The following is a 26659-nucleotide window of genomic DNA, read 5'->3' on the forward strand; positions in this document are numbered from 1 at the left end:
GCTTTTGCGTATTTAAGAGTCAGGCGCTTTCCTCTAAGATGGCAGCCTTATTATTATTAAGCGAAGTAACGAGCAATGGAAAATAGTGAAGTTCAGGCCGTGCTGATGCAGGCGCTGGCATTAGAAGAAGTACACGTACTCAGCAACGATGGCAGCCATTTTCAGGTCATCGCGGTGGGCGAAATGTTCGGCGAACTGAGCCGCGTGAAAAAGCAGCAGGCTGTGTACGCGCCACTGATGGAATATATTGCGGATAACCGTATTCATGCGGTTTCCATCAAAACTTATACCCCAGCCGAGTGGGCGCGCGACCGTAAACTCAACGGTTTCTAAGTGCCTCACCGGTTGTTTTATTGATAGATAATTGAGAGCCGTGTTAATGGACAAATTTCGTGTGCAAGGCCCCACTCGTTTAAGTGGTGAAGTGACCATTTCCGGGGCGAAGAATGCTGCGTTGCCGATTCTGTTTGCTGCACTGCTGGCTGAAGAGCCGGTAGAGATTCAGAACGTACCGAAGCTGCGTGATATCGATACCACCATGAAGCTGCTGAATCTGCTGGGTGCGCGCGTTGAGCGCAATGGTTCGGTCCACGTTGATGCTCGCGAAGTTAATGTTTTCAGTGCGCCTTACGATTTAGTGAAAACCATGCGTGCTTCGATCTGGGCGCTGGGTCCACTGGTGGCGCGCTTTGGTCAGGGCCAGGTTTCACTACCGGGCGGTTGCGCTATCGGTGCGCGTCCGGTCGATCTGCACATTACTGGCCTGGAACAGCTGGGTGCGGAAATTAAGCTGGAAGAAGGCTACGTTAAAGCTTCTGTCAATGGCCGCCTGAAAGGCGCGCACATCGTGATGGATAAAGTGTCTGTTGGCGCTACCGTCACCATCATGAGCGCGGCTACGCTGGCTACCGGCATCACCATTATTGAGAACGCCGCGCGTGAGCCGGAGATTGTCGATACGGCAAACTTCCTCAACACGCTGGGCGCGAAAATCACGGGCGCAGGCACAGACAAAATCACCATCGAAGGTGTTGAGCGTCTGGGCGGCGGCGTTTATCGCGTTCTGCCAGATCGTATCGAAACCGGTACTTTCCTGGTCGCAGCAGCGATCTCACGCGGCAAAGTTGTTTGCCACAATACCAAGCCAGATACGCTGGATGCGGTGTTGTCTAAATTGCGTGAGGCTGGTGCAGAGATCGAAGTGGGCGAAGATTGGATCAGCCTGGATATGCACGGCAAGCGTCCAAAAGCGGTGAATATCCGCACGGCGCCGCATCCTGGCTTCCCAACTGACATGCAGGCGCAGTTCACGCTGCTCAACCTGGTGGCAGAAGGAACCGGTGTGATTACCGAAACCATCTTCGAAAACCGCTTCATGCATATCCCTGAACTGATTCGTATGGGCGCGCATGCGGAAATCGAAAGCAACACAGCGATTTGTCATGGCGTTGAAACCTTGTCGGGTGCGCAGGTGATGGCTACCGATCTGCGTGCATCAGCTAGCCTGGTACTGGCAGGTTGTATTGCTGAAGGCACTACGTTAGTCGATCGTATCTATCACATCGACCGTGGCTATGAGCACATCGAAGACAAGTTGAAAGCAATGGGTGCAAATATCGAGCGCGTAAGCGGCGAATAATTTTACCTTTGCGCATTAAAAAACCAGTCACGGTAACGCGGCTGGTTTTTTTTCATCTGCAGCACACTCAGATCTTTTTACGATCCTTGGGCGATCGTATGCGCTTTTTGCGATCCTTCAGCAGGCCGGTAAAAGGATCATAATATCGGCTCGGCCAGATCTCTGCCGGATGCACCTTGATTGCATTGGCGATTAGCCACTCGCCTTTCGGCCAAGGACGCGACAGCGCATTGGCCAATGTTGACGAGCTAAGCCCTGATTCACGTGACAGCGCTGCCAGTGATGTGCCTTTCTTACGTAATGCAGCAATGATATCTGCCGGGTGCCAATCCACTTTCCTTGGGTACATAACTTTCTTCTCCGTGTCCGTGTTATTACTTGATCTCCGCTGAAAAAGCTTTCCCGTTGCAGAGATATCTGGAAAAAACCCGCATTTTTATAGCAAATGTTTCCAGTTAATTTCCAGTAAATGTTTGAACGGCGCACGAAACTGCGTCGCTTTTCGCAAAAGCAATGCAAGCGATGTAAGTGAAAGGGGAGAAGAGTGAGAAAGGAAACGGGACCAATGCAGGCCCCGTTAAAATCAGAAGTCGCGTTGTACTGACATGTGTGCCAGTGCTTCGAGTGCGCTGCGCCACGGGCTTTCGGGTAATACTTGCAGTGCTGAAATAGCTTTATCCGCCTCTTCTTCAGCACGTTTGCGCGTCCACTCCAGCGAGCCAGTTTGTTGCATTGCAGCCAGCACCGGTTCCAGCAGGTGACGACCGTTGCCTTCTTCAATGGCTTTACGGATCATCTGCGCCTGTTCAGGCGTTCCGTTGTGCATCGCGTGCAGCAGCGGCAGCGTCGGTTTGCCTTCGCTCAGGTCATCACCGGTATTTTTACCCAGCGTTTCGCCATCCGCGCTGTAATCCAGCAAATCATCAATTAACTGGAAAGCGGTGCCAAGATAGCGACCATAATCCTGCAGCGCTTTTTCCTGCGCTGGCGAAGCATCAGCTAAAATCGCCGATGCTTGCGAAGCTGCTTCGAACAAGCGGGCGGTTTTGCTGTAGATCACCCGCATGTAGCTCTCTTCAGTGATGTCGGGATCGTTGCAGTTCATTAACTGCAGCACTTCCCCTTCGGCGATCACGTTGACCGCTTCGGACATCAGCGCCAGGATCTTCAAGGATCCCATGCTGGTCATCATCTGGAATGAGCGCGTATAGATAAAATCGCCCACCAGCACGCTAGCCGCATTACCAAACGCGGCATTCGCGGTAGCTTTGCCACGGCGCATATCGGATTCATCCACCACATCATCGTGCAGCAGCGTCGCCGTATGGATAAATTCGATCAGCGCCGCATTGGTGATGTGCAACGATCCCTGATAATTCAGCGCGCGTGCCGACAGCACAGCGATCATCGGACGGATGCGTTTGCCCCCGCCGCTGATAATGTAATAGCCCAACTGGTTAATCAGTGAGACTTCTGAATTCAGCTGCTCGAGGATGGTCTGGTTGACGGCCGCCATATCCTGCGCGGTTAATTCATTAATCTGTTCTAAGTTCATTCGTCTTTTCAGCTTTACTCGTTTTTTGCATGGTAAGCGCTTTAAACAGCGTGAGTTCAGGTAATCTGTTACTGATTGTACTTGAAAAATCGGGTTGCGAAACGTTTGCATTCGCCTTGCGCTTTTTTTCTGCAAGAGAGTGCAAAGTGCTCTTGTCTTCTGCTGGAGTATTGCGTAGAATTCGCGCCCTATTGTGAATATTTATCGCGCCGCCTGATGAACAAGAAAGGCACGCGCAGAAGCGGAGTTTTATATGTACGCGGTTTTCCAAAGTGGTGGTAAACAACACCGAGTAAGCGAAGGTCAGACCGTTCGCCTGGAAAAGCTGGACATCGCAACCGGTGAAACCATTGAGTTTGACCAGGTTCTGATGATCGCAAATGGCGAAGACGTGAAAATCGGCGCGCCACTGGTTTCAGGCGGTGTGATCAAGGCAGAAGTTGTGGCTCACGGTCGTGGCGAGAAAATTAAAATCGTTAAGTTTCGTCGTCGTAAACACTACCGTAAGCAAGCTGGTCACCGTCAGTGGTTCACAGATGTGAAAATCACTGTGATCGGCGCGTAAGAGGAGATCTGACAAATGGCACATAAGAAGGCTGGTGGCTCGACCCGTAACGGTCGCGACTCCAACGCAAAACGTCTGGGTGTAAAACGTTTCGGTGGCGAATCTGTTCTGGCAGGTAGCATCATCGTTCGTCAGCGTGGCACCAAATTCCACGCAGGTAGCAACGTAGGTTGTGGTCGTGACCACACCCTGTTTGCCACCGCAGACGGCAAAGTAAAATTCGAGATTAAAGGCCCGAACAACCGTAAATATATCAGCATCGTTGCTGAGTAAGGTTGTCGTGCTGCAGACGTCTAACGTCTGAATACACGAATGAAAGGCCCCGCAGCTTTGCGGGGCTTTTTACATTCTGCTACTGAGCTTGCTGGATAACAGTTACGCTTTAGCACAGTTGTTGTACAATTTATGTACTCCTGGCTTTGCCAATCTTGTATTATCCGCCGTCGGTCAGCGCAGAAGACCCTGGCGGACCCGTTTGCGGCCTGCAAGCTGCCGTGAACGACAGCGTGACGGAGAAATAAAATGAAGTTTGTAGATGAAGCGACGATCCTTGCGGTCGCGGGTGATGGCGGCAACGGCTGCGTAAGCTTCCGCCGTGAAAAATATATTCCAAGAGGCGGCCCTGATGGCGGCGACGGCGGCGACGGCGGCGACGTGTATCTGTTGGCGGATGAAAACCTCAACACCCTGATCGATTATCGCTTTGAAAAGTCTTTCCGTGCCGAACGTGGCCAGAATGGCCAAAGCCGTGATTGCACCGGTAAACGTGGTAAAGACATCATCGTTAAAGTGCCAGTTGGTACCCGCGTCATTGATCAGGGTACAGGCGAAACGCTGGGCGACATGACGCGTCATGAGCAGAAGCTGATGGTGGCGAAGGGCGGCTGGCATGGCCTTGGCAACACGCGCTTTAAATCCTCGGTTAACCGTTCCCCGCGTCAAAAAACCATGGGAACACCGGGCGAGAAGCGTGACCTGCAACTGGAACTGATGCTGCTGGCTGACGTTGGTATGCTGGGTCTGCCGAATGCCGGTAAATCGACCTTTATTCGCTCGGTTTCCGCGGCGAAACCAAAAGTTGCGGATTATCCGTTTACCACGCTGGTGCCAAGCCTTGGCGTAGTCCGCATGGACAACGAAAAGAGCTTTGTTGTCGCTGATATTCCTGGCCTGATTGAAGGCGCAGCGGATGGCGCAGGTCTGGGTATTCGCTTCCTGAAGCACCTTGAGCGTTGTCGTGTGCTGTTGCACCTGATCGATCTTGCCCCTATCGATGAATCTGATCCGGTCGAAAATGCCCGCATCATTCTCGGCGAGTTGGAGAAATACAGCGATAAACTTTTCCAGAAGCCGCGTTGGTTAGTGTTCAACAAATGTGACCTGTTGAGCCGCGAAGAAGCGGAAAGCCGTGCCAAAGCGGTAGTGGAAGCATTAGGCTGGGAAGAAAAATATTACCTAATCTCTGCGGCTAGCCATGATGGCGTGAAAGATCTTTGCTGGGATGTGATGAGCTTTATCATCGAAAATCCAAAAGAAGCCGAAGAAGAAGCTAAAGAGCCAGAGAAAGTGGCCTTCATGTGGGATGATTATCATCGTGAAGCCATGGAAACTGCGCAGGAAGTGGAAGAAGACGATGATTGGGATGACGACTGGGACGAAGAAGACGACGAAGGCGTCGAAATCATTTACCAGCGTTAATCGCACAAAAAAGCGGCCAGAAGGCCGCTTTTTTTATGTCTTAACCCAGCACCGCCACCGTCAATCTCGATGTGCAGCACAGCTGATCGCGGGCATTACGAATCTCGATCTGCCAGCTTTGATTACGCGCACCAAGGTGTAGCGGGCGACAAATGCCGCGCACTTCACCGCTGCTCACCGCGCGATGGTGGCTAGCACTCACCTCAATGCCCACCACGCTTTTGCCTTCTTCGATGCTGAGATACCCGGCGATCGATCCCATCGACTCCGCCAGCACCACCGAAGCACCGCCGTGCAGCAGGCCAAACGGCTGCTGCGTGCGGGCATCCACCGGCATGGTGGCTTCGAGGTAATCTTCGCCGATAGTGGTAAACACAATACCAAGGTGTGCCACCAGCGAGTTCTCACCCATCTTATTCAGCGTTTCAAGATCGACCGATCGTTTCCAGATTGCCATCACTTAGGATCCTAGCGTTGCGCCACCGTCGACCACAATATCCTGCAGTACTACGTGGCTGGCAAGATCCGAAGCGAGGAACATCACGTTCGCGACGATCTCCTGCGGTTTCGCGATCTTGCGCAGCGGGATCCCCAGCTTGTACTGATCTGGGAAACCATTAATCATCTCCTGCTCGGCTTCTGGCGTATGCCACAGGCTGCGTTGCATATCGGTATCGGTGGAACCTGGCGAGACGATATTGCAGCGCACGCCGTAAGGTGCCATTTCCAAACCCACGGTCAGACACAAGCTGCGCAGTGCGGCCTTGGAAGCGCCATAAGCGGACATACCAAGACGTGGCGCATGTGCGGCATTAGACGCGATGGTGACAATCGCGCCCGCCCGCTGCTGGCGAAACACCGGCAAGGTTTGCTGGAACATGTTGAACGCGCCGCCGGCATTCACCGCCAGACACGCTTGCCAATCTTCGAACGACAGTTCATCGGTGCTGCCAATACGCAGGATGCCGGCACCGTTCACCAGCACATCGAGACGTGGCTGGTCAGCCAGCAAACGCTGACAAACCGCTTTCACCTCGGCGGCATTCGCTACATCCAGCACCTGCGTGGCGAACGGATAATCGGTTTGATCAAATCGCAGATCGAAGCCAATAACCTGCGCACCTGCCTGATGGAAGCTCAGCGCGGTGTGATAACCAATCCCTTTGCCCGCGCCGGTCACCCAGACAATCTTTCCGCTAAAATCGAACGTCGCACTCATTTAGTCGGCACCCTTGATAACAGCGCCCACCAGCCATCGATGGTCGGATTTTTTGCCAGACTGACGAAGTCGATATCGCTGTGCACCTGACGCCAGCGCGCCGCCAGCGCCATTACGCGTACCGAATCCAGACCGTAATCGATCAGGTTCTCGTCATCTGCTGGCACATCGTCATCTTCCAGCAGCGGCAGAATCAGCGCGCGCAGATCGTCTTTGCTCAACGGCAGCGGCATCAGATCGGCGGTCATCACCACTTTACCGCTGCGACCTGCGGTGTAAGTCAGCGCCATCATGTGTTCTTCGCGCGTGAAGTCAGCCAGCGCATCCGCCACCATAAACGGCTGGATGTTACGCATAAAGGCGTCAGTCGCGGTGGTCAGGCAGCCGATATGCGCGTACACGCCGGTGATGATCAGCTGATCGCGGCCCATCTCCTGTAGGATCGATTCCAGTGGTGAGCGCACGAAGGCGCTGTAACGCCATTTGGTCAGTACCTGATCGTCCTGATCCGGTGCCAGCGCATCAACGATCTTCTGCTGATCGGGATGTTTGTTCAGGCCCGGTCCCCACATGTCGTTAAGCAGCGCGCGATCGGCATCGCTCTGCTCGTTCGGCTGAGCGGTATAGAACACCGGAATGCCCTGCGCTTTGCAGTAAGCGCGCAGGCGAGCGATGTTTTCCACCACCTGATTAACCAGCGGGCTGTTTTCGCCCCAGAAATTGAGGAAATAAGCCTGCATATCGTGAATCAGCAGCGCGGCGCGCTGAGGTTCAACCGCCCACTTCACTTTATTGGTTGGCAGTTCAGTCGCTGCAGGCAGCGCGTAAGAGTTCAGTTTTGGAATAGCCATTACAATCTCCGGAACAGGTCAGGCTTGCGCTTGTTGATCGGCAAGCTGTTGGCGTAAACGTTTTTTATCCACCTTGCCGACAGGCGTCAGCGGCAGGGCATCTACGCAGGTAATACGGTCAGGTAATTTGAACTCGGCCACGCCCAATTCGCGTAGGTGACGACGCAGCGCCACTGCTTTGATCGGTTGGCTGGCGACAATAAAGGCGCAGCTCTTTTCACCCATCAGTTCGTCGTTCATTGACACCAGCGCAGCGTGGATCACATCTGGATGGCGCTGTAGCAGGTTTTCGATCTCTTCCGCGGCGATCTTCTCGCCACCGCGATTGATCTGATCCTTTTCGCGCCCTTGCACGGTGATGTAGCCCTGCGCGTCGATCTCAATCAGATCGCCCGAGCAGTAAAATCCGTTGGCATCGAAGCTGGCAGCGTTATGTTCCGGGCTCTTGTAGTAGCCACGGAAGGTATAGGGTCCGCGCGTCATCAGGCGACCGATGGTGCCGGTTGGCAGCGCATTACCGTGCTCATCGGCGACCCACACTTCATCATCTTCAGAGATCGGGCGGCCTTGCGTGGTGAGAATAATTTTCTCATCGTCGCCAAAGCGAGTGTAGTTCACCAGACCTTCGGCCATGCCGAACACCTGTTGCAGCTGACAGCCGATTTCGCGCTGAATACGTGCCGCCAGGGTTTCGCCCAGTTTGGCGCCGCCCACCTGGATACGCTGCAGCGAGGCCAGCTGTTTATTGCTGCCCCATTCCTGAATCGCCTGTAACCACAAACTCACCGCTGGCGGCACCAAACCGGTATCGGTGACCTGATGCTTCTCGATCAGCGGGAAACAGAGCGTGGCGCTGGGATCGGCGGCCAGAATCACCTGACCACCGGCATAAAATACGCCGAGCGAGCCCGGTGAGCTCATAGCGAAGTTATGCGGTGCGGGCAGGGCGATGAGATAGCGCGTATCGGCGGTCACGTGGCAAATCTCATCACTGGCGCGAATGCTGTAGTAATAGTCGTTGTGGGTGCGCGGAATCAGCTTCGGCGTGCCGGTGCTGCCGCCAGAGAGCTGGAAAAACGCCACTTCATCGGCGGCGGTTGGCGTGGCGACGAAATCACCCGCAGCTTCCGCCATCAAGGATTCCAGCGTGTTTTCCGGCTGGTTGTCGTTGCGCAGAATCACCTGCTGCAGTGAAGGTTGCGCATCGCATAGCGCGCTGATAAAGCTATCGTCAGCAAACAGCGCGTGAGTGCGATCGGCAATCAGCAGCTTAGGTTCGATCTGCGCCGCATAGGCGCTCAGCTCGGTACGCTGATGGCTGAACAGGGCGAATACCGACGCCACGCCGAGCTTAAACAGCGCAAATACCGTGACATAAAAATCAGCCACATTGCCAAGCTGCACCAGCGCCGTATCACCGTTTTGCAGACCACGACGCTGCAGCGCGGCGGCCAGATTGCTGCTCAGCACATCCATTTCGCGATAGCTGATTTGACGATCGCCATCAATCACCGCGATGGAATCGTTGTGCTGATGACGCGCCAGAATGTCGGTCATCGGCACATCCAGCCAGTAACCTTTTTCGCGGTAGCGCGCAGCCAGATCGTCCGGCCAGCGAGTATAGGGAATGCTCATGCTCTTTCCTTTATTGCAGTCCAAAGGCGCGCAACATGGTGTCCAGCTTCACGCCGGTTTCACGCCACTCTGATTCGGGTTGGGAGTCGGCGACAATGCCCGCGCCAGCAAACAGGCGCACGCGCGTACCCTGCACGGTGCCGCAGCGGATGGTGACGACCCATTCGCCGTTGCCTTGGCTATCGCACCAGCCGACGATGCCGCCAAACAGTTGGCGATCAAAAGGCTCCAGCTGCTGAATGAGCTGCTGCGCGCGCTGATGCGGGAAGCCGCTCAACGCTGGCGTTGGATGCAGCAGGCAAGCCAGCGACAGCGCATTTTCGCGCTCATCCTGCACTTCACCGTCAATTTGCGTGGCGAGATGCCACAAAGTGGCGGTGGTGATCAGCGATGGAATGGTTGGAACCGACAGCAAACGGCTGCGCGGCTGCAAGGTGTCGCGCATCGCATCGGTCACCAGTTTGTGCTCATGACGATCTTTACCGGAATCCATCAGCGTATCGCCTGCAGCACGATCCTGTTGGGCATCGTCGTGATTGCGCCGCGCCGAACCCGCCAGCGGACAAGAGCTAAAATCGCGCCCCTGTTTGCGCAGCATCAGCTCCGGACTGGCGCCAATCAGCGCACCGCCTTGCGGCAGCGGCAGATGGAAATGGTAGCTGTTGGGGTTCTGCGCAATCACGCGCTGCATCAGTGCGGCGGTATCAACCGGCTGTTCGGTGACGATATCCATCAGACGCGACAGCACCACTTTATCCAGATCGCCGCGCTGCGTGGCCGCCACCGCATCGGCCACCATGGTGGTAAACACGTCGTGGTCCGGTATCGCTGCGCGGCGACGCACCTGCGGCAGATCGCTGACGTTTTGCGGCAGCGCGTTTTGCAGGTCGGCGCGGTTAAACGTCTGATAGGTCTCAGGAATAAACAGCGCAGCCGGCTGGCTGACGTCAAACGGGATCGCACCGACCAGAATCGGATTGTCGATGCCCTGTTTTTTCGCCGTCGCAAAATGCTGACGCAGCTGTTGTTGGAAATCACCGTCCAGCGACGCGGCATCTGCTACCGGCGCGGTAATGGTGGTATAGCATCCTTGCGTTGCCAAACTACGCCACGGCGAGGTAAAGAGGAAACCACGGCTTAGCGCGGAATAATCCTTCAGCCAGGCATTTTCAAACGTGGAAGATTCCACCATAATTTTCACCTATAAATGATAAGATTATTAAGAATGATTATCATTTTTATTATGGGCCTGTAACCTACGTCGATTGGGCAAAGGTGTCAATCCATTCGCGGGATTTCAGCTGCGTTTAAACGTAATCAGGCGCTGACGCTAAGCAGGGCAATATGCTAAAAAGTGGACCAAAACTTATGAATAAATGCGGTTTTTGGGGCATTGCAGCCCTTATATGTGTTTTCCAGACTTTCACCAGCATCGCCCATGCCGAACAAGGTTGGCCGCGCACCGTGCAGGGCGCCAACGGATCGATCATCCTCAATCACGCGCCGCAGCGCATTGTCTCGACCAGCGTCACGCTAACTGGCTCGCTGCTGGCTATTGATGCGCCAATCATCGCATCCGGCGCGACCGCGCCGAACAGTCGCCTGGCTGACGATCAGGGTTTCTTCCGTCAGTGGAGCGATGTTGCCAAAAAGCAGCATCTTCAACGTCTGTACATCGGTGAACCGAATGCCGAAGCGGTTGCTGCGCAAGCGCCGGATCTGATCATCGTCAGCGCTACCGGCAACGATTCTGCCATCAAGCTCGCCGAACAATTCTCGGCTATTGCACCGACGTTGGTGGTCAATTACGACGACAAAAGCTGGCAGGATGTTGTGACGCTGTTAGGCAAGGCCTCCGGTCACGAAGCGCAGGCGGCGCAGCGCATTAAAGCTTTCGACGATCGCGAAGCAGCGCTTAAAAAAGCCATCACGCTGCCACCGCAGCCGGTTTCCGCTATGGTGTGGAATGGCGGCGGGCGCGCGGTCAATCTGTGGACCGCAGCCTCGGCGCAGGGCAAGCTGCTGGAACAACTTGGCTTTACCCTGGCAGCGCCACCGGCGACGGTTGAGCAGGGGCACAGCATGGGACAACGCAAAGACATCATTCAGCTATCGGGCGAAAGCGTTGCCAGCGGCCTGACTGGGAAAACTTTCCTGCTGTTTGCCGCTGACGATAAAACCACCCAGTCGGTGCTAGGCAATCCGTTCCTCGCGCAAAACGCTGCCGTGCAGAACAAGCAGGTGTACGAGCTGGGCGTCGATTCGTTCCGTCTCGATTACTACAGCGCCAGCAATCTGCTGGCGCGTCTGGAAAAGCTGTTCGTTAAATCATGATGCCTGTTCCGCCAGCTCTGGCGCTGGCGGATGGTAACGACGTAAACGGCCCATCACCAACCACATCAATATGCCCAGCAGCGCCGCCGCAAAGCCAAACACGGCGGCGGCCTGCGGTGGCAGCAACCATGAACCCATCGCACCAATCACCGCCGCACCAATCGCATCGCCGGTCACGTTCTGCGCGGTCCACAAGCCGTTGATACGGCCTAACAGATGATCCGGCGTTAATGCCTGAATCATCGCGTACTGCACCAGGCTGTTGATGGCGCTGAAGTAACCGAAGGCGACTAAACAGGCTAATGCCAGCGGCAGGTTCGGCATCAGACTAAACAAACCCAGCGCGATAAACGCCGCAATCGCGCTGCCGAGCACCAGCTGTCCGGGACGCGCGGCGTGTTTAAGCTTACCGCTAGTGAATGCGCCGATCGCCGCTCCGAGCGGTACGGCGGCGTACATCAGGCCAAGCTGGTCCGCGCTTACGGACCAATGCGGCGCGAGGGATGGATAGAGCACGCGCACCGCGCTGGCCAGCGTCACTAATGCGCCAATCAGCGCCACCATGCCGACAATCGGGCTGGCGAAAAGAAACTGCACGCCCGCGGCGAGGGATTTCAGCGGATGTTCACGCGGCTGCGGCGGAGGCGGCAAGGTCGGCAACTTCAGCAGCGTTAACACGGTAAGCAAAGTGCCGAAGGCGGCGAGGGCGTAGTTCCAGGTTACGCCGCCATGCGCAATCACCAGACCGGCAATCGCCGGCGATAAAATCGAGCCGAAGCGCACCGTCAACATGGTGATCGCGCCCGCCTGCATAATGTTTTCCCTGCCGACCAGCGCGGGTGTCGCCGCCAGCAGCGCGGTCACGCCAATGGCGCCGAAAAAGCCATCCCAGAAACCAAGCAGATAAACCGCGATCAAAGAGGGTTCCGGTAGCGCGGCATTGATGGCGAGCGCGATAAAACCTAAGCCGCAGGTGGATCGGGCAAACAGAATCAGCTTTTTGCGTTCATGGCGATCCGCCAATACGCCGCCGGTGAGCAGGCCGATAAACATGCCCGCAGCGGCCAGCGTCACCGCCAATCCCACCAGCAGCGGTGAATTTGTCATGTGCTGGATCTGCACCGGCACCGCCACGGCGAGCATGCCGAGTGCGACAATCGAGATAAAACGCGCGATAAACACCGCGCGAAAAGCCGGATGGGTTTTCAGCAGTGAGAGATCGATAAAGTGGGAAGATTTGTTCATGTGTTCGCCTTATTGCACCAATTTTCCTCATCGTCCGCGAGGCGAGTCATGGTAACATAGCTAAACGCGAGTAATAACGATAACCATTATCAAGTTACATCGCGCATGCGACGACGTTGAACAGTGAAGGTTTAGAACGCTATGCGCCAGATTCGTGCATTAGCAGGCTCAGGGATTCTGCTCTTGCTCCTCATCGCGCTCAGCTTAATGCTGGGGGCAAAATCAATACCGCTTCCCGATGTTTATCATTCGCTTACCACCTCCTGTAACAGCGCGGAGTGCGTCATTGTGCGTGACGCGCGCCTGCCCCGTACGCTGGCCGGTTTGCTGGCGGGCGTGGCGCTCGGCCTCGCCGGTGCATTAATGCAGAGCCTGACGCGTAATCCGCTGGCCGATCCCGGCATTCTTGGCGTTAACGCCGGAGCCGGTTTCGCGGTAGTAATTGGCATTGCGCTGTTCGGTGCTGACTCGCCGGTAGATTGGCTCGGCTTCGCCTTTGGCGGCGCGCTGTTGGCTTCCGTGCTGGTGGCGATGACCGGCGCGATTGGCGGCGGGCGCGTCAATCCGGTGCGTCTGACGCTGGCCGGCGTGGCACTGGGCGCGGTGCTGGATGGATTAACTTCTGGCCTGTCGCTGCTCAATCCTGACATCTACGATCATCTGCGCTTCTGGCACAGTGGTTCGCTGGATATTCGCAACTTCTCCACGCTGCGCACGCTGTTCCCGGCGGTGCTGATCGGCAGCATGGTGGCCATTGCGCTGTCGCAGGCGCTAAACAGTTTGAGTATGGGCGGCGACATGGCGACCGCGCTCGGTACGCGAGTGGCGCGCACCCAACTGCTTGGCCTATTGGCGATTGCGCTGCTGTGCGGCGCAGCCACAGCGGCGGTCGGCCCGATAGCCTTTGTTGGTTTGATGACGCCGCACTTTGCCCGCTGGCTGGTGGGTAACGATCACCGCTGGATGCTGCCCGCGACCGCGCTGGTCACGCCGATTCTGCTGCTCGCCGCCGATATTCTTGGCCGCCTGCTGGTGGCGGGCGAGCTGCGGGTTTCCATCGTTACGGCGATGCTCGGTGCGCCGATGCTGATTGTGCTGGTGCGCCGTAAATTGGGCCGGGGTGCAATATGACGCGTCGTCTCTGGCTTCATACGCTTTGGCTGCTGTGCGCCTGCGCTCTGCTGGCCTGGCTGGCGATGACGCGCGGCGCATTGCAGATCAGCAGTGAACAGATCTGGCAAATTCTGCTCGGGCAGGGCGCCAGCAACGTCAAGCTGATCGTGCTGGAGTGGCGCTTGCCGCGCGTGCTGATGGCGCTGTTGATTGGTGCGGCGTTAGGCATCAGCGGCGCGATTTTCCAGTCGCTGCTGCGCAATCCGCTCGGCAGCCCGGACATTCTTGGCTTCAACACCGGCGCTTACAGCGGCGTGCTGGTAGCGCTGGTGCTGTTCAATCAAAGCATCACGGCGATGACTGGCGCAGCCTTGATTGGCGGCATCGCCACGGCGGCGCTGGTCTATCTGTTTGCCTGGCGCAACGGCGTGGAAACCTTCCGGCTAATAATCGTCGGCATCAGCGTGCGTGCGCTGCTAATGGCGTTGAATTCATGGCTGATTATCAGTGCCTCGCTGGAGTCGGCGTTGAGTGCGGGCTTGTGGAGCGCCGGATCGCTCAACGGCATTACCTGGGCGAAAACGCCGCCGGTGATTGCGGTGCTGCTGCTGGCGTTACTGCTGATGGCGCTGCTGGCGCGGCGGATGCGTTTGCTGGAGATGGGCGATGATACCGCCTGCGCGCTCGGTGTGCCGGTGGAGCGCAGCCGCATGTGGCTGATGCTGATTGGCGTGGTGCTTACGGCGGCGTCTACCGCGCTGGTCGGGCCGATTTCGTTTGTCGCGCTGCTGGCACCGCAGATCGCCCGTCGTCTCGGCGGCGGCGTCAAAGGTGCCTTGCCGCTGGCGGCGTTGTGCGGCGCGCTGCTGCTGATAGCCGCAGATTTCGCCGCACAGCATCTGTTCCTGCCTTATCAATTACCGGTTGGCGTGATAACCGTCATCCTCGGTGGACTTTATCTGATTGCTTTACTGGTGCGGGAGGCGCGACGCCAATGACCGAGATCCCTTCACGTCTGCGCGGCGATAGCCTGACGCTGGGCTACGACAAAAAGGTGGTGGCAGAGAATCTGTCGGTGGCGATTCCGCAAGGTGAGCTGACGGTGATTATCGGCCCCAACGCCTGCGGCAAATCGACGCTGCTGCGTACGCTGAGTCGCCTGCATACGCCGCTGAAAGGTGAGGTGTTGCTGGATGGCGCGGCCATTGCCAGCTATCCCACTAAAGAGGTGGCGCGGCGTCTGGGCCTGCTGCCGCAAAGTTCCAACGCGCCAGCGGGCATTAGCGTCACCGAGCTGGTGGCGCGCGGACGCTATCCGCATCAGGCGCTGTTTGGGCGCTGGCGTGCGGAAGATGAAGCGGCGGTGCAGAACGCGATGCGCGCCACCGGCGTGGCCGATTTGGCGCAGCAGTCGGTGGATACGTTATCAGGCGGTCAGCGCCAGCGCGTGTGGATTGCCATGGTTTTGGCGCAGGAAACGCCATTACTGCTGCTGGATGAACCGACGACCTGGCTGGATATCACCCATCAAATTGAGCTGCTGGAATTGATGCAGGATCTTAATCAGCAGCATGGTCGTACGCTGGTAGTGGTGCTGCACGATCTCAATCACGCTTGTCGCTATGCCACGCATTTGATAGCGATGCGTTACGGCAAGATCGTTGCCGAAGGGAAGCCGTCGGAGATCGTCACGCCCGAGTTGATCGAGCAGGTGTACGGTTTGCGCTGCGTGATTGTGGAAGACCCGGTGGCGCATACGCCGATGATAGTGCCGCTGGGGCGCGGGAGTAATTGAGGAGGTCGCCATGAATGGCGACCTTCTTTCAAATTATCCCAATAACTCCTGCAACAACGGCCCAATCTGCTCAAACATCTGCGGTGAAATGATCTCCACGTGAGCGCAATCCATCGGCCACACCTCCAGTTCACCGACATACGGCGCCCAGGCGCGGCGCGTATCTTGTCCAGGCTGCTGCGTCTGCTCGGCGAGGAACAGCGTGGCGCGACCGTTGAAACGGGCGCTGCGGGCCGTTGCCAGCAGGCGCACCGAGCTGGCGTAGTTGGCTTCGATGGTATCGAACATCGCACGCATCTCTTCACCGGCCTGATGACGCTGCGCGGCGATAAACTGCTCGCGCTCGCGATTCACCTCTTCCAGCACCGCCGGATCCAGCACGTTCTCGCCGCGTTTCTCATCCCAGTTTTGCGTTTCCGGCGGCCAGGTATCCAGCAGGCCAAGGAACGCCACTTCTTCACCTGCCGCTTCCAGCCGTGCGGCGATGCCTTGTGCCAAAGTTCCGCCCAGCGAATAGCCGAGGAAATAGTAAGGTCCGTGCGGCTGCACCTCGCGCAGGGTTTGCAGATGGGCGTCGCACACCTCATCCAGATGTGCACTTTGGTTCAGCGGGCTGTCGATATCCGGCGACTGAATGCCCACCAGCGACCAGCGTTGATCGAGATAACGCTGCAGGATACTGAACTGCCAGGCAAAACCCGACGCCGGATGGAAACAGAACAGCGTCGGTCCGTTGCTCTTACGCAGCGGCAGCACCGCTTCGAAACCGGCTTGCTGATGTGATTGCGTATCACTGAGCAGCGTTGCCAGTTTCTCCACCGTCGATGCCACCATGATTTGCCCCACCGAGACCGGCTGTTGCAGTTCACGGCGCAACTGCGCCGCTAAGCGCATCGCCAGCAGCGAATGGCCGCCGAGGGCGAAAAAGTCATCCTGCGCGCTGATTTCCTCACGCGCCAGCAGCTGACAGAAAGCATTGGCTAAGGTGGTTTCCAGCCCGGCGAGCGGGGCACGTCCAGCGCTGACGCCAGCAGATTCCGGCAACGGCAGCGCTTTACGATCCAGTTTGCCGTTGCTGCTGAGCGGGAAGGCATCGAGCTGCACAATTGCCACCGGCACCATATGCGCGGGCAAGCGTTGCGCCAGCGCCTGACGCAGCGCGTCGCTATCAACCGGCTGCTCTGCAATCACGTAGCCGACCAGCTGGCGCGCATCACCTTGCGCCGCTGTGCCACCGAGTACCACCGCGTGTGTGACCGCCTGTTCAATGCCGGGCTGCGCGCTGAGCACATGATCGATTTCATTCAGTTCGATGCGCTGACCGCGAATCTTCAGCTGATCGTCGCTGCGGCCGAGATATTCCACCGCGCCGTTATCCAGCCAGCGCGCTACGTCGCCGGTAAGATACATGCGTTCGCCGGGCACAAAAGGATCGGCGATAAAGCGGCTGGCGGTGAGATCGGGACGGCCAAGGTAGCCATGCGCCAGTTGCACGCCGGTTAAGTAGAGATCGCCCGCCACGCCCGGCGGCACCGGCTGCATGCGGGCATCAAGGATGCGCAGGCCGGTATTCCACACCGGAAAACCAATCGGCACGCTGGCACCTTCGACCGCGGCCAATGCATCACCAAACGCCGGATACCAGCTGACATCCACCGCCGCTTCGGTGGGGCCATACAGATTATGCAGCGGCACGCGCGTCAGTTTTTCCCACTCGCGCGATAAATCCGTTGGCAGCGCTTCACCGCTGCAGAACACGTTGCGCAGGCTGGCGCAGCAGGCAATCGCCGGTTGATCATCCAGCGCCGCGACAAAGGCCGCCAGCATTGAGGGGACGAAATGCGTGGTGGTGACTTGGTAGCGGGCAAACAACTGCTGTAGCGCTTCCGGGTCGCGATGGGCTTCTGGCGGTGCCATCACCAACTGCGCACCGACCAGCAGCGGCCAGAAGAATTCCCACACCGAAACGTCGAAGCTGCTCGGGGTTTTCTGCAGCACCACATCATCGGCTTGCAGCGGATAGCGATCCTGCATCCACAACAGGCGATTGACGATGGCTTCATGTCCCACCAGCACGCCTTTAGGTCGACCGGTCGAACCTGAGGTGTAAATGATGTAGGCGCCATCCTGCGGCGTCGGCTCGCTGGCCGGCTGCGGCGCATGCGGGTTGTTATACAGCACATCAAAATGCAACTGATTGACCGACGCGATGGCGCTGAAGCGCGCGCTGAGCGCCGCGGAGGTGATCAGCGTTTTCGGCGCGGCGTCCTCTAACATCAGCTGCAAACGGCCATCCGGGTATCCGGTATCGAGCGGCAAGTAGGCGGCACCGAGCGAAACAATCGCCTGCAGCGCCAGCGAGAGCTGCACCGAACGCGGCAGCGCCACGGCGACAATATCGCCACGCTGCACGCCTGCGGCGCTGAGATCGGCGGCCAGCGCAAACACCTGCTGCTGCATTTCGCGGTAGCTAAGCTGATGCTGTGCGTCGGCCAGCGCTGGTGCATCGGGCGTACGCGCCGCCTGTTGCGCTAACAGGGAAGCGAGCGTTTCAGCTGGCAGCGGATAGGCGGTTTGGTTGATCGCGGCAATCTGCGCATGTTCTTCGGCGGTGAGCAGGTCGAGTTCGCCGCACGGCCGTAGCGGCTGTTGCGCCAGCTGATCGAGCAGCAGAGCAAAGCGGCTGGCGTGACGTTGCAAAGTTTGTTCGCTGTAGCGTTCGGCATTCGCCAGCAGCTCCAGCGTCAGTTCACCGTGCTCGCTGATATAGATGGCGATTTCCAGATCGCGCACCGGGCCTGACGCCAGCTGATGCGTAATGCCTTCCACGCCAGCGAAATCGAGTTGGTAATCAAACATCTTCAGATTGATCACCGGTCCATACAGCGGATCGCCATCGCCGAGACGGCCGAGATCGCGCTGCACCTGCTCAGCGTCATAGCGCTGATGACGACGCATCTTTTTCACTTCGCCCGCCAGCTGGGCGGCGAGCGCGCTGATCGGTTGCGTTGGATCGTAATGTACCGCCATCGGCAATACGTTGATCACCGGGCCGGTGGCGCACAAGGCGGCCGAGCCGATACGGCGCATAAAGATGAAACCGGCGGCAAAGTCGTTTTGCCCGCTGAGACGCGCCAGCCACAGCGCTACCAGCGCAAAGGCGAGATCGGCGGCGCTGGCGTGCGGATGCTGCTGAACCAGCGTCTGGAAGGTGCTGCGATCCAGCGTAACGCTGTGGCGCAGCAGATCGGTGCTGGCATTTTGTCCGGCGAGCGGCAGCGGCGAGAGCGAAGCTGGTGAAGGCAGCGCCGCGCCTTTTTCGCGCCAGAACTGGCTGTCACGCGCAAAGGAGGAGGATTCACGATAGCGCTGATACTCGTCCACCACTTCGCTAAACGGAATAAACGGCGTCGGTTCAGCGGCTTGCTGCTGTACGGCTGCGGTATAGAGATTGGCGATGCGGCGCGTCAACGCGGTAAAGCTGAAGCCATCCACTACCAAATGGTGATAGCGCTGATACCAGAACCAATGCTGATCGTCGAGACGGAACAGGCGGTGATGCCACAGTTTTGCGCCGCTTAATACGCGCAGATCGCCATTCATGTCGTCACGCATCAGTGCACGCGCTGTGGCGGGCGCATCGGCCTCAGCACGCAAATCGACAATCTGCGGCAGGCTAAAGGAGTGTGGCTGCGGCCACTGCAACGCTTCGCCTTCCACTTCGCCAAATGCCATGTTCAGCGTGTCGGCTTCCTGCATGCCCGCCACGATCGACTGGGCCAACAGGGCGCTATCAATCTCACCGCGCAGTTCGACAAAGTGCGCCACTGCGTAAGCGTTGTGGTGCGGTGACAGCTGATCGGCAATCCAGATGCCGGGCTGTGCCGCGACTAACGGCAAGGTTTTTTGGTCGGTCATAGGCATGTTCATCAGAGATTCGGACATGGATGCTCCGGTTTGCTCCACAGCGCTTGCAGGCCATTCAGCAGGCCGCCGCGCCAACAGAGCGCGTCATGGCCGCCTTCCACCGGCTGGTAATTTACCTGATAGCCGGCAGCGCTAAGCTGCTGTTGAAGTTGTTGATTAGCTTGGAGAATCAAGCCTTCGCGTTTGCCGGCTTCGAGCCAGAAACGCAGCGGTTGGCGCGGCGCGAGACCGCTATCCAGCGCCTGCAGCAGCCAGCCGTGCGGATTGCCGCGTTCCGGCCACCAGAAGGACCCGGACAAGCTGAGCGCGTTGCCGAAAGTTTCCGGCCAGTGCAGCGCGGCAAACACCGACGCCAGGCCGCCAAAGCTTTGTCCGGCGACGATGGTGCTGTCCGCCTGCTGGCGATAAGGCGTTGATTGTGCGATTTGCGGTAACAGTTCTTGCTGCATGGCTTGCCAAAACTGCGCGTTGCACGGCAGCTCGCGGCTGCGGTGTTCACTGTCGATGATGTCGATAAACAGATACACCGCCGGCGGCAAAGAACCGGCATCGGTGAGCTGCTGCAGCGGTCCGGCAATCGGCATGCTGTGCGCCCAGAATTGCCCGTCGAGCATGATGGCCAGTGGACGCTGTGCAGGATTGGCCTCGCCGGTGGTGTAAATCCATACCTTGCGACTGTTGCCTAATAGTGCGCTATCCCATTGCTGCTGTTGCAGTTCAATGGCTGGCGCTGTGCCGTGATCCACCGCTTGCCACAGTTGTTGATTGGGCGCGTGCGGCAGATGCAGCGGCGATACGACCATGCCGCGACCACCGGACCAGCCACGTAAGTGATTCAAAGGATCGGCCTGCGCCGTCGGGAATTTGTCGCGCCACCAGTTGCGCAGTGTGGACATCTCGGCAACGCCGGTGAAGTCGGTGGCCTGTTCATCGGGCATCAAACAGTAACTGCCGCGCCAGTTGGCGGGCAGCGAAGTCTGCCAATACCAGACGTTAGTGCCACTCACACGCATTAACGACTGCGGCGGGCGGCGCTGGTGGTGATCGGTCACGCCGGTGATGTTGATCCACACGCGCTGGGTCGACGATTGCGTTTCATCGCCTTGCGGGTCACGCCAGAAGAAGGTGACCTGGCATTGGCCATCGTCTGCTAACTCAATGCGGGGAATGCCTTGGGATTGTTGCGCCTGCCACCAGGCTTCACTGCCGGTTACATCATTTCGCCAGGTCATAGGGCTGCCAGTCGGTGTTTACGCGGAGATTTACATAAGCTTGATGAATAATACTATTGATAATAATTTGCATTTGCAATAGGGTGACTGCGCTCAAAAATGAGCACGCCTGTTCCGCCTGATGCTTACCGTTCGGTAAGGTTGCGCTACGGATGGTTTGAAGGGTCTGGAACTGGGCGCGATATGGACAGGGATCTTCTCACCGGCTCGCCAGTTAAGCATCCAACGGCTTTTCGCTGGCCATCCAGGAACGTATAAAATGAAAAATTACTCACGGTTATCATTAGCCATTCTGATTGAACTGGGGCTCAGCGCCTCACTGCTTTCCAGCAGCGCCTGGGCAGCAGAGACTTCTTCCAGCAAAACCTCAGCCAGCACCACTGACGCACAATCAATGGACGGCGGCACCTTGATGGTCACCGCGCAGCAGCAGAACCTGCAAGCGCCGGGCGTTTCAACCATTACCGCCGACGAGATCAAAAAACATCCGCCAGCACGCGATGTATCCGAAATTATCCGTACCATGCCTGGCGTTAACCTGACCGGCAACTCCACCAGCGGCCAGCGCGGAAACAATCGCCAGATCGATATTCGCGGCATGGGCCCGGAAAACACCCTGATCATGGTGGATGGCATGCCGATCACCAGCCGCAATTCGGTGCGCCTTGGCTGGCGTGGTGAACGTGATACGCGTGGCGATACCAACTGGGTGCCGCCGGAGATGATCGATCACATCGACGTGATTCGCGGACCGGCAGCGGTGCGTTACGGCAACGGTGCAGCGGGCGGCGTGGTGAATATCATCACCAAAAAACAGACCGATCAGCAGTGGCACGGTTCCTGGAACACCTATTTCAACGTGCCGGAACATAAAGCGGAAGGCGCGACCAAGCGCACCAACTTCAGTCTCGAAGGGCCGCTGGGCGATGATTTCAACTTCCGTTTGTACGGCGGTTTAGCCAAAACCCAGGCCGATGCCTATGACATCAACGAAGGGCATGCGGCTGCACGTACCGGAACCTATGCGGGCAGCTATCCGGCGGGTCGTGAAGGCTCGGTTAATAAAGATATCAATGCATTGCTGAGTTGGGCGTTTGCGCCGATGCAGACGCTGGAGCTGCAGGGCGGTTTCAGCCGTCAGGGCAACCTGTATGCGGGTGACACGCAGAACACCAACACCAGCGCGCTGGTGAAAAGCATGTACGGCGACGAAACTAACCGCCTGTATCGCCAGAACATTTCATTGAAATGGACCGGCGCATGGGATAACGGCGTCAGCACCAATACCTACGCGCGCTACGAGAAAACCCGCAACTCGCGCATTAACGAAGGTTTGGCGGGCGGCACCGAAGGCATCTTCTCCAACAGCGGTTTCAGCACTATTCAGCTGGATGACGTGCTGCTGCATAGCGAAGTCAGCATTCCGTTTGAGCTGCTGTTTAACCAAACCGCGACGCTGGGTACCGAATGGAACCAGCAGCGCATGAAAGACGGTTCTTCCAACACGCAGGCGGCGAACTACGGTTCGGTGCCGGGCATCGATAACACCGGCCGCAGCCCGTATTCCCAGGCAGAGATTTTCTCGCTGTTTGCGGAAGACAACATGGAGCTGACCGACAGCACCATGCTGACGCCAAGCCTGCGTTTCGATCATCACTCAATTGTTGGCAATAACTGGAGCCCGTCGCTCAACCTGTCGCAAGGTTTGGGCGATGACTTCACGCTGAAGATGGGGATTGGACGCGCTTACAAAGCGCCGAGCCTGTATCAAACCAACCCGAACTATCTGTTGTACAGCAATGGTCAGGGTTGTGCGGCCAGCACCGGCGCGTGTTATCTGCAAGGCAACAGCGATCTGAAAGCAGAAAACAGCATCAACAAAGAGATCGGGCTGGAGTGGAAACACGAAGGTTATCAGGCCGGTTTGACCTGGTTCCGCAACGATTATCGTAACAAGATCGAAGCCGGTTACTCGCCAGTCAGCAAAGCATCCAATGGCACCACCGATATTTATAAGTGGGAAAACGTACCGAAAGCGGTGGTGGAAGGGCTGGAAGGCACCGTCAACGTGCCGTTCTCCGACAGCGTGACGTGGAACAATAACTTCACTTATATGCTGCAGAGTAAGAACAAAGAGACCGGCGATCGTTTATCGGTGATTCCGGAGTACACGCTGAACTCGACGCTGAGCTGGCAGGCGACGCAGGATCTGTCGCTGCAAACCACGCTGACCTGGTACGGCACGCAGACGCCGAAGAAGTATGATTACAAAGGGAATCTTTCTACCGGCAGCGCAACGGATAAAGTGAGTCCTTACTCAATTATCGGCATGAGCGGTACTTACGATATCAACAAGTACGCCAGCGTCACGGTGGGCATCGATAACCTGTTCGATAAACGTCACTATCGCGAAGGTAATGCGCAAACCACCGGTAACGCCAACACCAACTCTTATCTGTATGGTGCCGGCGCCAATACTTACAACGAATCCGGTCGTACTTACTTTATGAGCCTGAATACCCACTTCTAACGGCGTTTAGCCAATTAGTTGATGCGGTAAATAGCAGCGGGCAATCAGCCCGCTGCGATCTTCACGATTGACCAATTCCAGCCTGCCGCGATGCATCTGCACGATGCGCAGTACGATATTCAGACCCAAACCGCTGCCGCCGTAACGCTGATCGCGACGACGAAACGCCTGCGTGAGCTCTTCCGCCGCGGCGGCTTCAATGCCCGGACCTTGATCCCATACTTCGATAATCACCTGCTGCTTGTCCTGCTGCATCTTCACTGCGACTTCACTGCCTTCCGGGCTATAGCGCGAGGCGTTTTCCAGCAGATTGCGCAGCATCAGGCGCAGCAGCACCGCTTCGCCTTGCTGCGGTACATCGTTATTCTGCGGCCAATGCACAATTTGCTGACGCTGTTGATACATCTCGGCCATTTCTGGTTTCAGCGGTTGCATGATGTCTTGTTGCCACTGCAACTGCTGATAGTGACCGCCCGCCAGCGCTTGTCCGGCGCGCGATAACATTAAAAGCTGTTCCACGGTGTGCATCAGCTGATCGATGCGTTCAATCAGCATCTCGCTCTGCGGCACGTTCTGCTGGTGGAGCAGCTCGAGATGCAGGCGCAATCCGGCCAGCGGCGTACGCAACTCGTGCGCGGCATCGGCGGTAAACAGGCGTTCCTGCTGTAAGGTGTGATCGAGGCGTGAAAACAATTGGTTGATCGAAGTGGTTACCGCCACGATCTCATCCATTTCGGAGTAGATCGGCAATGGCGTTAGATTATCCGCTGAACGATGCGCAAGGCTGTCTTGCAGCGATTTCAGCGGACGGATAATCCAGTTTATCGCCCAAAACGACAGCATCAAAGTGAGGGCGACCATCACTAAGGAAGGCAGCAGCAACGAGGCAATCGCCTCACGAATCTCGTTTTCCACGCGATCGTTTCGCGCCTGCGCCGAGAGCGTTTCGTTGACCAAAAAACTGATCTGCTCGCGGCTTTCATGCCACAGCCAGATGGCGCTCATCACCTGACAGGTGAGGAGAATCAGCGCCAGCATAATCAGTAACCGCTGACGCATGCTGTTCATTCGCGGATTTCCAGACGGTAACCGACGCCGCGCACGGTTTTGATGCGATCTTTCCCGAGCTTGCGACGTAAATTGTGGATGTGAACTTCAAGGGTGTTGGAACCGGGATCGTCATTCCAGCTGTAGAGATCCTGCTGCAGCGTTTCGCGGTGCACGTTTTGCCCCACGCGCATCAGTAAGCGGGTGAGCAACGCGAACTCTTTTGGCGTGATCTCCAGCGGGATCGCTTCCAGCAAGACCTGCTGCGAACTGAGATTGAGCGTCAGATCGCCTTGCTGCAGCAGGTTATCGCTGTGGCCCTGATAACGGCGAATCAGCGCTCGCACGCGTGCCTGTAACTCGACCAGTGCAAACGGCTTCACCAGATAATCATCAGCGCCGGCATCCAGACCATCAACGCGATCCTCCAGCGCATCGCGCGCCGTGAGGATCAGCACCGGCACCGCAATGCCGTCGCGTCGCCATTGACGCAGCAGCGAAGCACCATCGCGATCCGGCAAGCCGAGATCGAGCACGATCAGGCTGTATTGCCCGCTACGCAGCAGCGCATTGCTCTCTGCGGCCGTGCTGGCGCAGTCGATGGCGTAGCCCTGAGAGGTTAGTGCCTGCGCAAGGCCCGATTGCAATAGTGCGTCATCTTCAACAATTAGCAGTTTCATCAGTTGTTCTTGTTGATATCCGTATAGAGGCGGCTCTCAAAACGTACCAGCGGAATGCGGCGCGTTTTCTGATCTTCCGGCGGCACAGCATAGCCGGACAGGAACTGGACAAAGGCGACGCGCGCGCCGCTGGAGGTGGTGATGAATCCTGCCAGATTATAGACGCCCTGCAGCGAACCGGTTTTCGCCGATACTTTGCCATCCAGTCCTGCTTCGTGCAGACCGCCGCGATATTGCAGCGTGCCGTCGTAACCGGCCAGCGGCAACATCGAAATGTAATTCAGCGTTGAATCATTTTTCGCAATGTATTGCAGTACTTGCATCATGGTGTCTGGCGCGATCAGGTCATGACGCGACAGGCCGGAACCATCGACCTGAATGCTGTTGCCGAGATCGACACCGGCTTTTTCGCGCAGAATGCGACGTACCGCATCCGAACCCGCGCGGAAGGTGCCCGGCACGTTGAAGTAGTGATGGCCGATGGTGCGGAACACGGTATCGGCAATCATATTGTCCGACTTCTTCAGCATGGTGTGCAGCAGCGTGTGCAGCGGCGCAGATTGCGTTGAAGCCAACACGGTTCCCGGCGACGTCACTTGCGACTGGCGAACCAGATGCCCGCTGTAATCAATGTCGGCGGCGCGCAATTCGGCTTTAAGAATCTCACCGGCCCACGCAGCACCATCCTGCACGGCAAATGCCAGCGGCAGCGGCTCTGAACGTTGGCGCATGCAGCCGGTTAAGGTGTAGCGATTGAGCTCGCCTGGTACGACATCCAGCTCGCAATATTGTCCGTCACCGCTGTTGCGACCGATGGTGCGCACCTGACTAAACATGTGGGCCGGATAATAGGAAGCGATACGCACAAAGGCGTTTTCGCCCGGCGTATTGGCGCTATACAGCGAAACCGAGAAACAGTTTTTATCGACGATTGCCGCGCCCGGCGGCGCGCTGAAGCACTGTGTCAGATCGTTCCACGGCCAGCCTGGCGCCATATCGTGGCTGGCAAACACCGAGGTGTCGATCACCAGGTTGCCCTTGATATGGGTGATGCCCTGCTTTTTCAGCGCGGCAACCATGTTGCGCAGATCCTGGCGACCCAGCGTGGGATCGCCGCCAAAACGCGCCACTAAATCGCCATTCAAGGTGCCATCGTTAACTGCACCTTTGGTCTCCATGGTGGTCTGGAAACGGAAATCGGGTCCGAGTTCTAACAAAGCCGCCAGCGCTGTCACCACTTTCATGGTGCTGGCCGGTAACGCCATCTGTTTGCCGTGATAATCGATTATTGGGGTGGATGCGCCCACTTTTTGTACCATCAGCGCCAGGTTTGCGCCGTCTGGCAAATACTGCATGTATTCATCAACGGGGGCTGCTTGTGCCTGCAGCATAAACGCACAGGTTAATCCGGTAACAAGTCGTGAAAATCGCATAATCTCGCGGTAACTGACGGGTGAGGGCGTCAATACTACGTCCCCGGACGGTGCAAAGTAAACGATGACCCACAGGGAACTCTGGGGTAAAATACGTATCAAAATGCAAAACCGAACCTGACCCGGAAAGCTTTCCCGGTCAGGCTTCTTTTGCTTGTGAA

23 protein-coding genes are annotated in these 26659 nt (G+C 57.2%); 10 read left to right on the forward strand and 13 right to left on the reverse strand.

All coding sequences use genetic code 11. From position 1 onward, the window contains the following. Positions 1-75: 75 nt before the first annotated feature. Both ibaG and murA read left to right on the forward strand, forming a co-directional pair. The gene (gene ibaG / locus ACXIZX_RS01860; protein WP_008104351.1) at positions 76-333 is read left to right on the forward strand and encodes a BolA family iron metabolism protein IbaG; all 258 of its coding nucleotides are present in this window, start codon (positions 76-78) and stop codon (positions 331-333) included. A 46-nt stretch (positions 334-379) separates the two neighbouring features. Further along, complete coding sequence (gene murA / locus ACXIZX_RS01865) at positions 380-1639, forward strand: UDP-N-acetylglucosamine 1-carboxyvinyltransferase (RefSeq protein ID WP_008104349.1); 1260 nt, start codon at positions 380-382, stop codon at positions 1637-1639. 67 nt (positions 1640-1706) lie between these two features. On the opposite strand, the gene ACXIZX_RS01870 is transcribed toward murA, so the two are convergent. Both ACXIZX_RS01870 and ispB read right to left on the reverse strand, forming a co-directional pair. Next, positions 1707-1988: a helix-turn-helix domain-containing protein gene (locus tag ACXIZX_RS01870; protein ID WP_008104347.1), complete on the reverse strand. Its 282-nt coding sequence runs from the start codon at positions 1986-1988 to the stop codon at positions 1707-1709. A gap of 234 nt (positions 1989-2222) precedes the next feature. After that, positions 2223-3194 carry an octaprenyl diphosphate synthase gene (gene ispB / locus ACXIZX_RS01875; protein WP_008104346.1) on the reverse strand — a complete coding sequence of 324 codons (972 nt, stop codon included), beginning with the start codon at positions 3192-3194 and terminating at the stop codon, positions 2223-2225. A 253-nt stretch (positions 3195-3447) separates the two neighbouring features. On the opposite strand from ispB, the gene rplU reads away from it, so the two are divergent. The 3 genes from rplU (at position 3448) to cgtA (ending at position 5457) form a co-directional block, all read left to right on the forward strand. Then, on the forward strand, positions 3448-3759 hold the full coding sequence (gene rplU / locus ACXIZX_RS01880; RefSeq protein WP_007886644.1) for a 50S ribosomal protein L21: 312 nt from the start codon (positions 3448-3450) through the stop codon (positions 3757-3759). A 15-nt stretch (positions 3760-3774) separates the two neighbouring features. After that, complete coding sequence (rpmA, locus tag ACXIZX_RS01885) at positions 3775-4032, forward strand: 50S ribosomal protein L27 (protein ID WP_007886647.1); 258 nt, start codon at positions 3775-3777, stop codon at positions 4030-4032. A gap of 249 nt (positions 4033-4281) precedes the next feature. Next, entirely contained in the window at positions 4282-5457 is a 1176-nt protein-coding gene (cgtA, locus tag ACXIZX_RS01890) for an Obg family GTPase CgtA (protein ID WP_008104343.1), read from the forward strand. A gap of 40 nt (positions 5458-5497) precedes the next feature. Here the strand turns inward: cgtA and ACXIZX_RS01895 are convergent, their stop codons facing one another. The 5 genes from ACXIZX_RS01895 to ACXIZX_RS01915 are packed head-to-tail and all read right to left on the reverse strand — an operon-like array spanning position 5498 to position 10354. Then, on the reverse strand, positions 5498-5914 hold the full coding sequence (locus ACXIZX_RS01895; RefSeq protein WP_179451889.1) for a hotdog fold thioesterase: 417 nt from the start codon (positions 5912-5914) through the stop codon (positions 5498-5500). A 3-nt stretch (positions 5915-5917) separates the two neighbouring features. Further along, entirely contained in the window at positions 5918-6676 is a 759-nt protein-coding gene (dhbA, locus tag ACXIZX_RS01900) for a 2,3-dihydro-2,3-dihydroxybenzoate dehydrogenase (RefSeq protein ID WP_179451890.1), read from the reverse strand. Continuing rightward, positions 6673-7527, reverse strand: coding sequence for an isochorismatase (locus ACXIZX_RS01905; protein WP_091003749.1), 855 nt, complete (start codon positions 7525-7527; stop codon positions 6673-6675). Before ACXIZX_RS01905 ends, dhbA begins: the two co-directional genes overlap by 4 nt. A gap of 18 nt (positions 7528-7545) precedes the next feature. After that, positions 7546-9162 (reverse strand): (2,3-dihydroxybenzoyl)adenylate synthase, encoded by a 1617-nt coding sequence (locus tag ACXIZX_RS01910; RefSeq protein WP_179451891.1) that lies wholly within the window; start codon positions 9160-9162, stop codon positions 7546-7548. A 10-nt stretch (positions 9163-9172) separates the two neighbouring features. Then, a complete protein-coding gene (locus tag ACXIZX_RS01915; protein WP_154181736.1) occupies positions 9173-10354 on the reverse strand; it encodes an isochorismate synthase in 1182 nt (393 codons plus the stop codon). Between the two features lie 176 nt (positions 10355-10530). Here ACXIZX_RS01915 and fepB point away from each other — a divergent pair, with 176 nt between their 5' ends. Next, the gene (gene fepB / locus ACXIZX_RS01920) at positions 10531-11496 is read left to right on the forward strand and encodes a Fe2+-enterobactin ABC transporter substrate-binding protein (protein ID WP_179451892.1); all 966 of its coding nucleotides are present in this window, start codon (positions 10531-10533) and stop codon (positions 11494-11496) included. Here fepB and entS read toward each other — a convergent pair. Next, positions 11491-12741, reverse strand: a complete 1251-nt coding sequence (gene entS / locus ACXIZX_RS01925; protein ID WP_061718256.1) for an enterobactin transporter EntS — start codon at positions 12739-12741, stop codon at positions 11491-11493. The genes fepB and entS overlap by 6 nt on opposite strands. Positions 12742-12882: 141 nt before the next feature. Between entS and fepD the strand changes: the two genes are divergently transcribed. From fepD to ACXIZX_RS01940, 3 genes are read left to right on the forward strand one after another with little or no spacing between them, the layout of a single operon-like run. Further along, complete coding sequence (fepD, locus tag ACXIZX_RS01930; RefSeq protein ID WP_179451893.1) at positions 12883-13872, forward strand: Fe(3+)-siderophore ABC transporter permease; 990 nt, start codon at positions 12883-12885, stop codon at positions 13870-13872. After that, positions 13869-14852, forward strand: coding sequence for an iron-enterobactin ABC transporter permease (gene fepG / locus ACXIZX_RS01935; protein WP_479403511.1), 984 nt, complete (start codon positions 13869-13871; stop codon positions 14850-14852). The genes fepD and fepG overlap by 4 nt, the downstream gene beginning before the upstream one ends. Next, positions 14849-15649: an ATP-binding cassette domain-containing protein gene (locus ACXIZX_RS01940; protein ID WP_179451895.1), complete on the forward strand. Its 801-nt coding sequence runs from the start codon at positions 14849-14851 to the stop codon at positions 15647-15649. Before fepG ends, ACXIZX_RS01940 begins: the two co-directional genes overlap by 4 nt. 33 nt (positions 15650-15682) lie before the next feature. On the opposite strand, the gene ACXIZX_RS01945 is transcribed toward ACXIZX_RS01940, so the two are convergent. Then, complete coding sequence (locus ACXIZX_RS01945) at positions 15683-19594, reverse strand: amino acid adenylation domain-containing protein (RefSeq protein WP_479403512.1); 3912 nt, start codon at positions 19592-19594, stop codon at positions 15683-15685. Further along, the gene (gene fes / locus ACXIZX_RS01950) at positions 19579-20808 is read right to left on the reverse strand and encodes an enterochelin esterase (RefSeq protein WP_479403513.1); all 1230 of its coding nucleotides are present in this window, start codon (positions 20806-20808) and stop codon (positions 19579-19581) included. The genes ACXIZX_RS01945 and fes overlap by 16 nt, the downstream gene beginning before the upstream one ends. Positions 20809-21067: 259 nt before the next feature. On the opposite strand from fes, the gene ACXIZX_RS01955 reads away from it, so the two are divergent. After that, positions 21068-23338: a TonB-dependent siderophore receptor gene (locus ACXIZX_RS01955; RefSeq protein ID WP_479403514.1), complete on the forward strand. Its 2271-nt coding sequence runs from the start codon at positions 21068-21070 to the stop codon at positions 23336-23338. A gap of 6 nt (positions 23339-23344) precedes the next feature. Here the strand turns inward: ACXIZX_RS01955 and pmrB are convergent, their stop codons facing one another. Genes pmrB through dacB form a run of 3 tightly spaced genes read right to left on the reverse strand, consistent with a single transcriptional unit; the run spans position 23345 to position 26498 of the window. Beyond that, positions 23345-24406, reverse strand: a complete 1062-nt coding sequence (gene pmrB / locus ACXIZX_RS01960) for a two-component system sensor histidine kinase PmrB (RefSeq protein ID WP_479403515.1) — start codon at positions 24404-24406, stop codon at positions 23345-23347. Continuing rightward, the gene (pmrA, locus tag ACXIZX_RS01965) at positions 24403-25065 is read right to left on the reverse strand and encodes a two-component system response regulator PmrA (protein ID WP_061718248.1); all 663 of its coding nucleotides are present in this window, start codon (positions 25063-25065) and stop codon (positions 24403-24405) included. The genes pmrB and pmrA overlap by 4 nt, the downstream gene beginning before the upstream one ends. Then, entirely contained in the window at positions 25065-26498 is a 1434-nt protein-coding gene (dacB, locus tag ACXIZX_RS01970) for a serine-type D-Ala-D-Ala carboxypeptidase (protein ID WP_036648341.1), read from the reverse strand. The genes pmrA and dacB overlap by 1 nt, the downstream gene beginning before the upstream one ends. Between the last annotated feature and the right edge of the window lie 161 nt (positions 26499-26659).

It is taken from the genome of Candidatus Pantoea symbiotica (assembly GCF_056491525.1).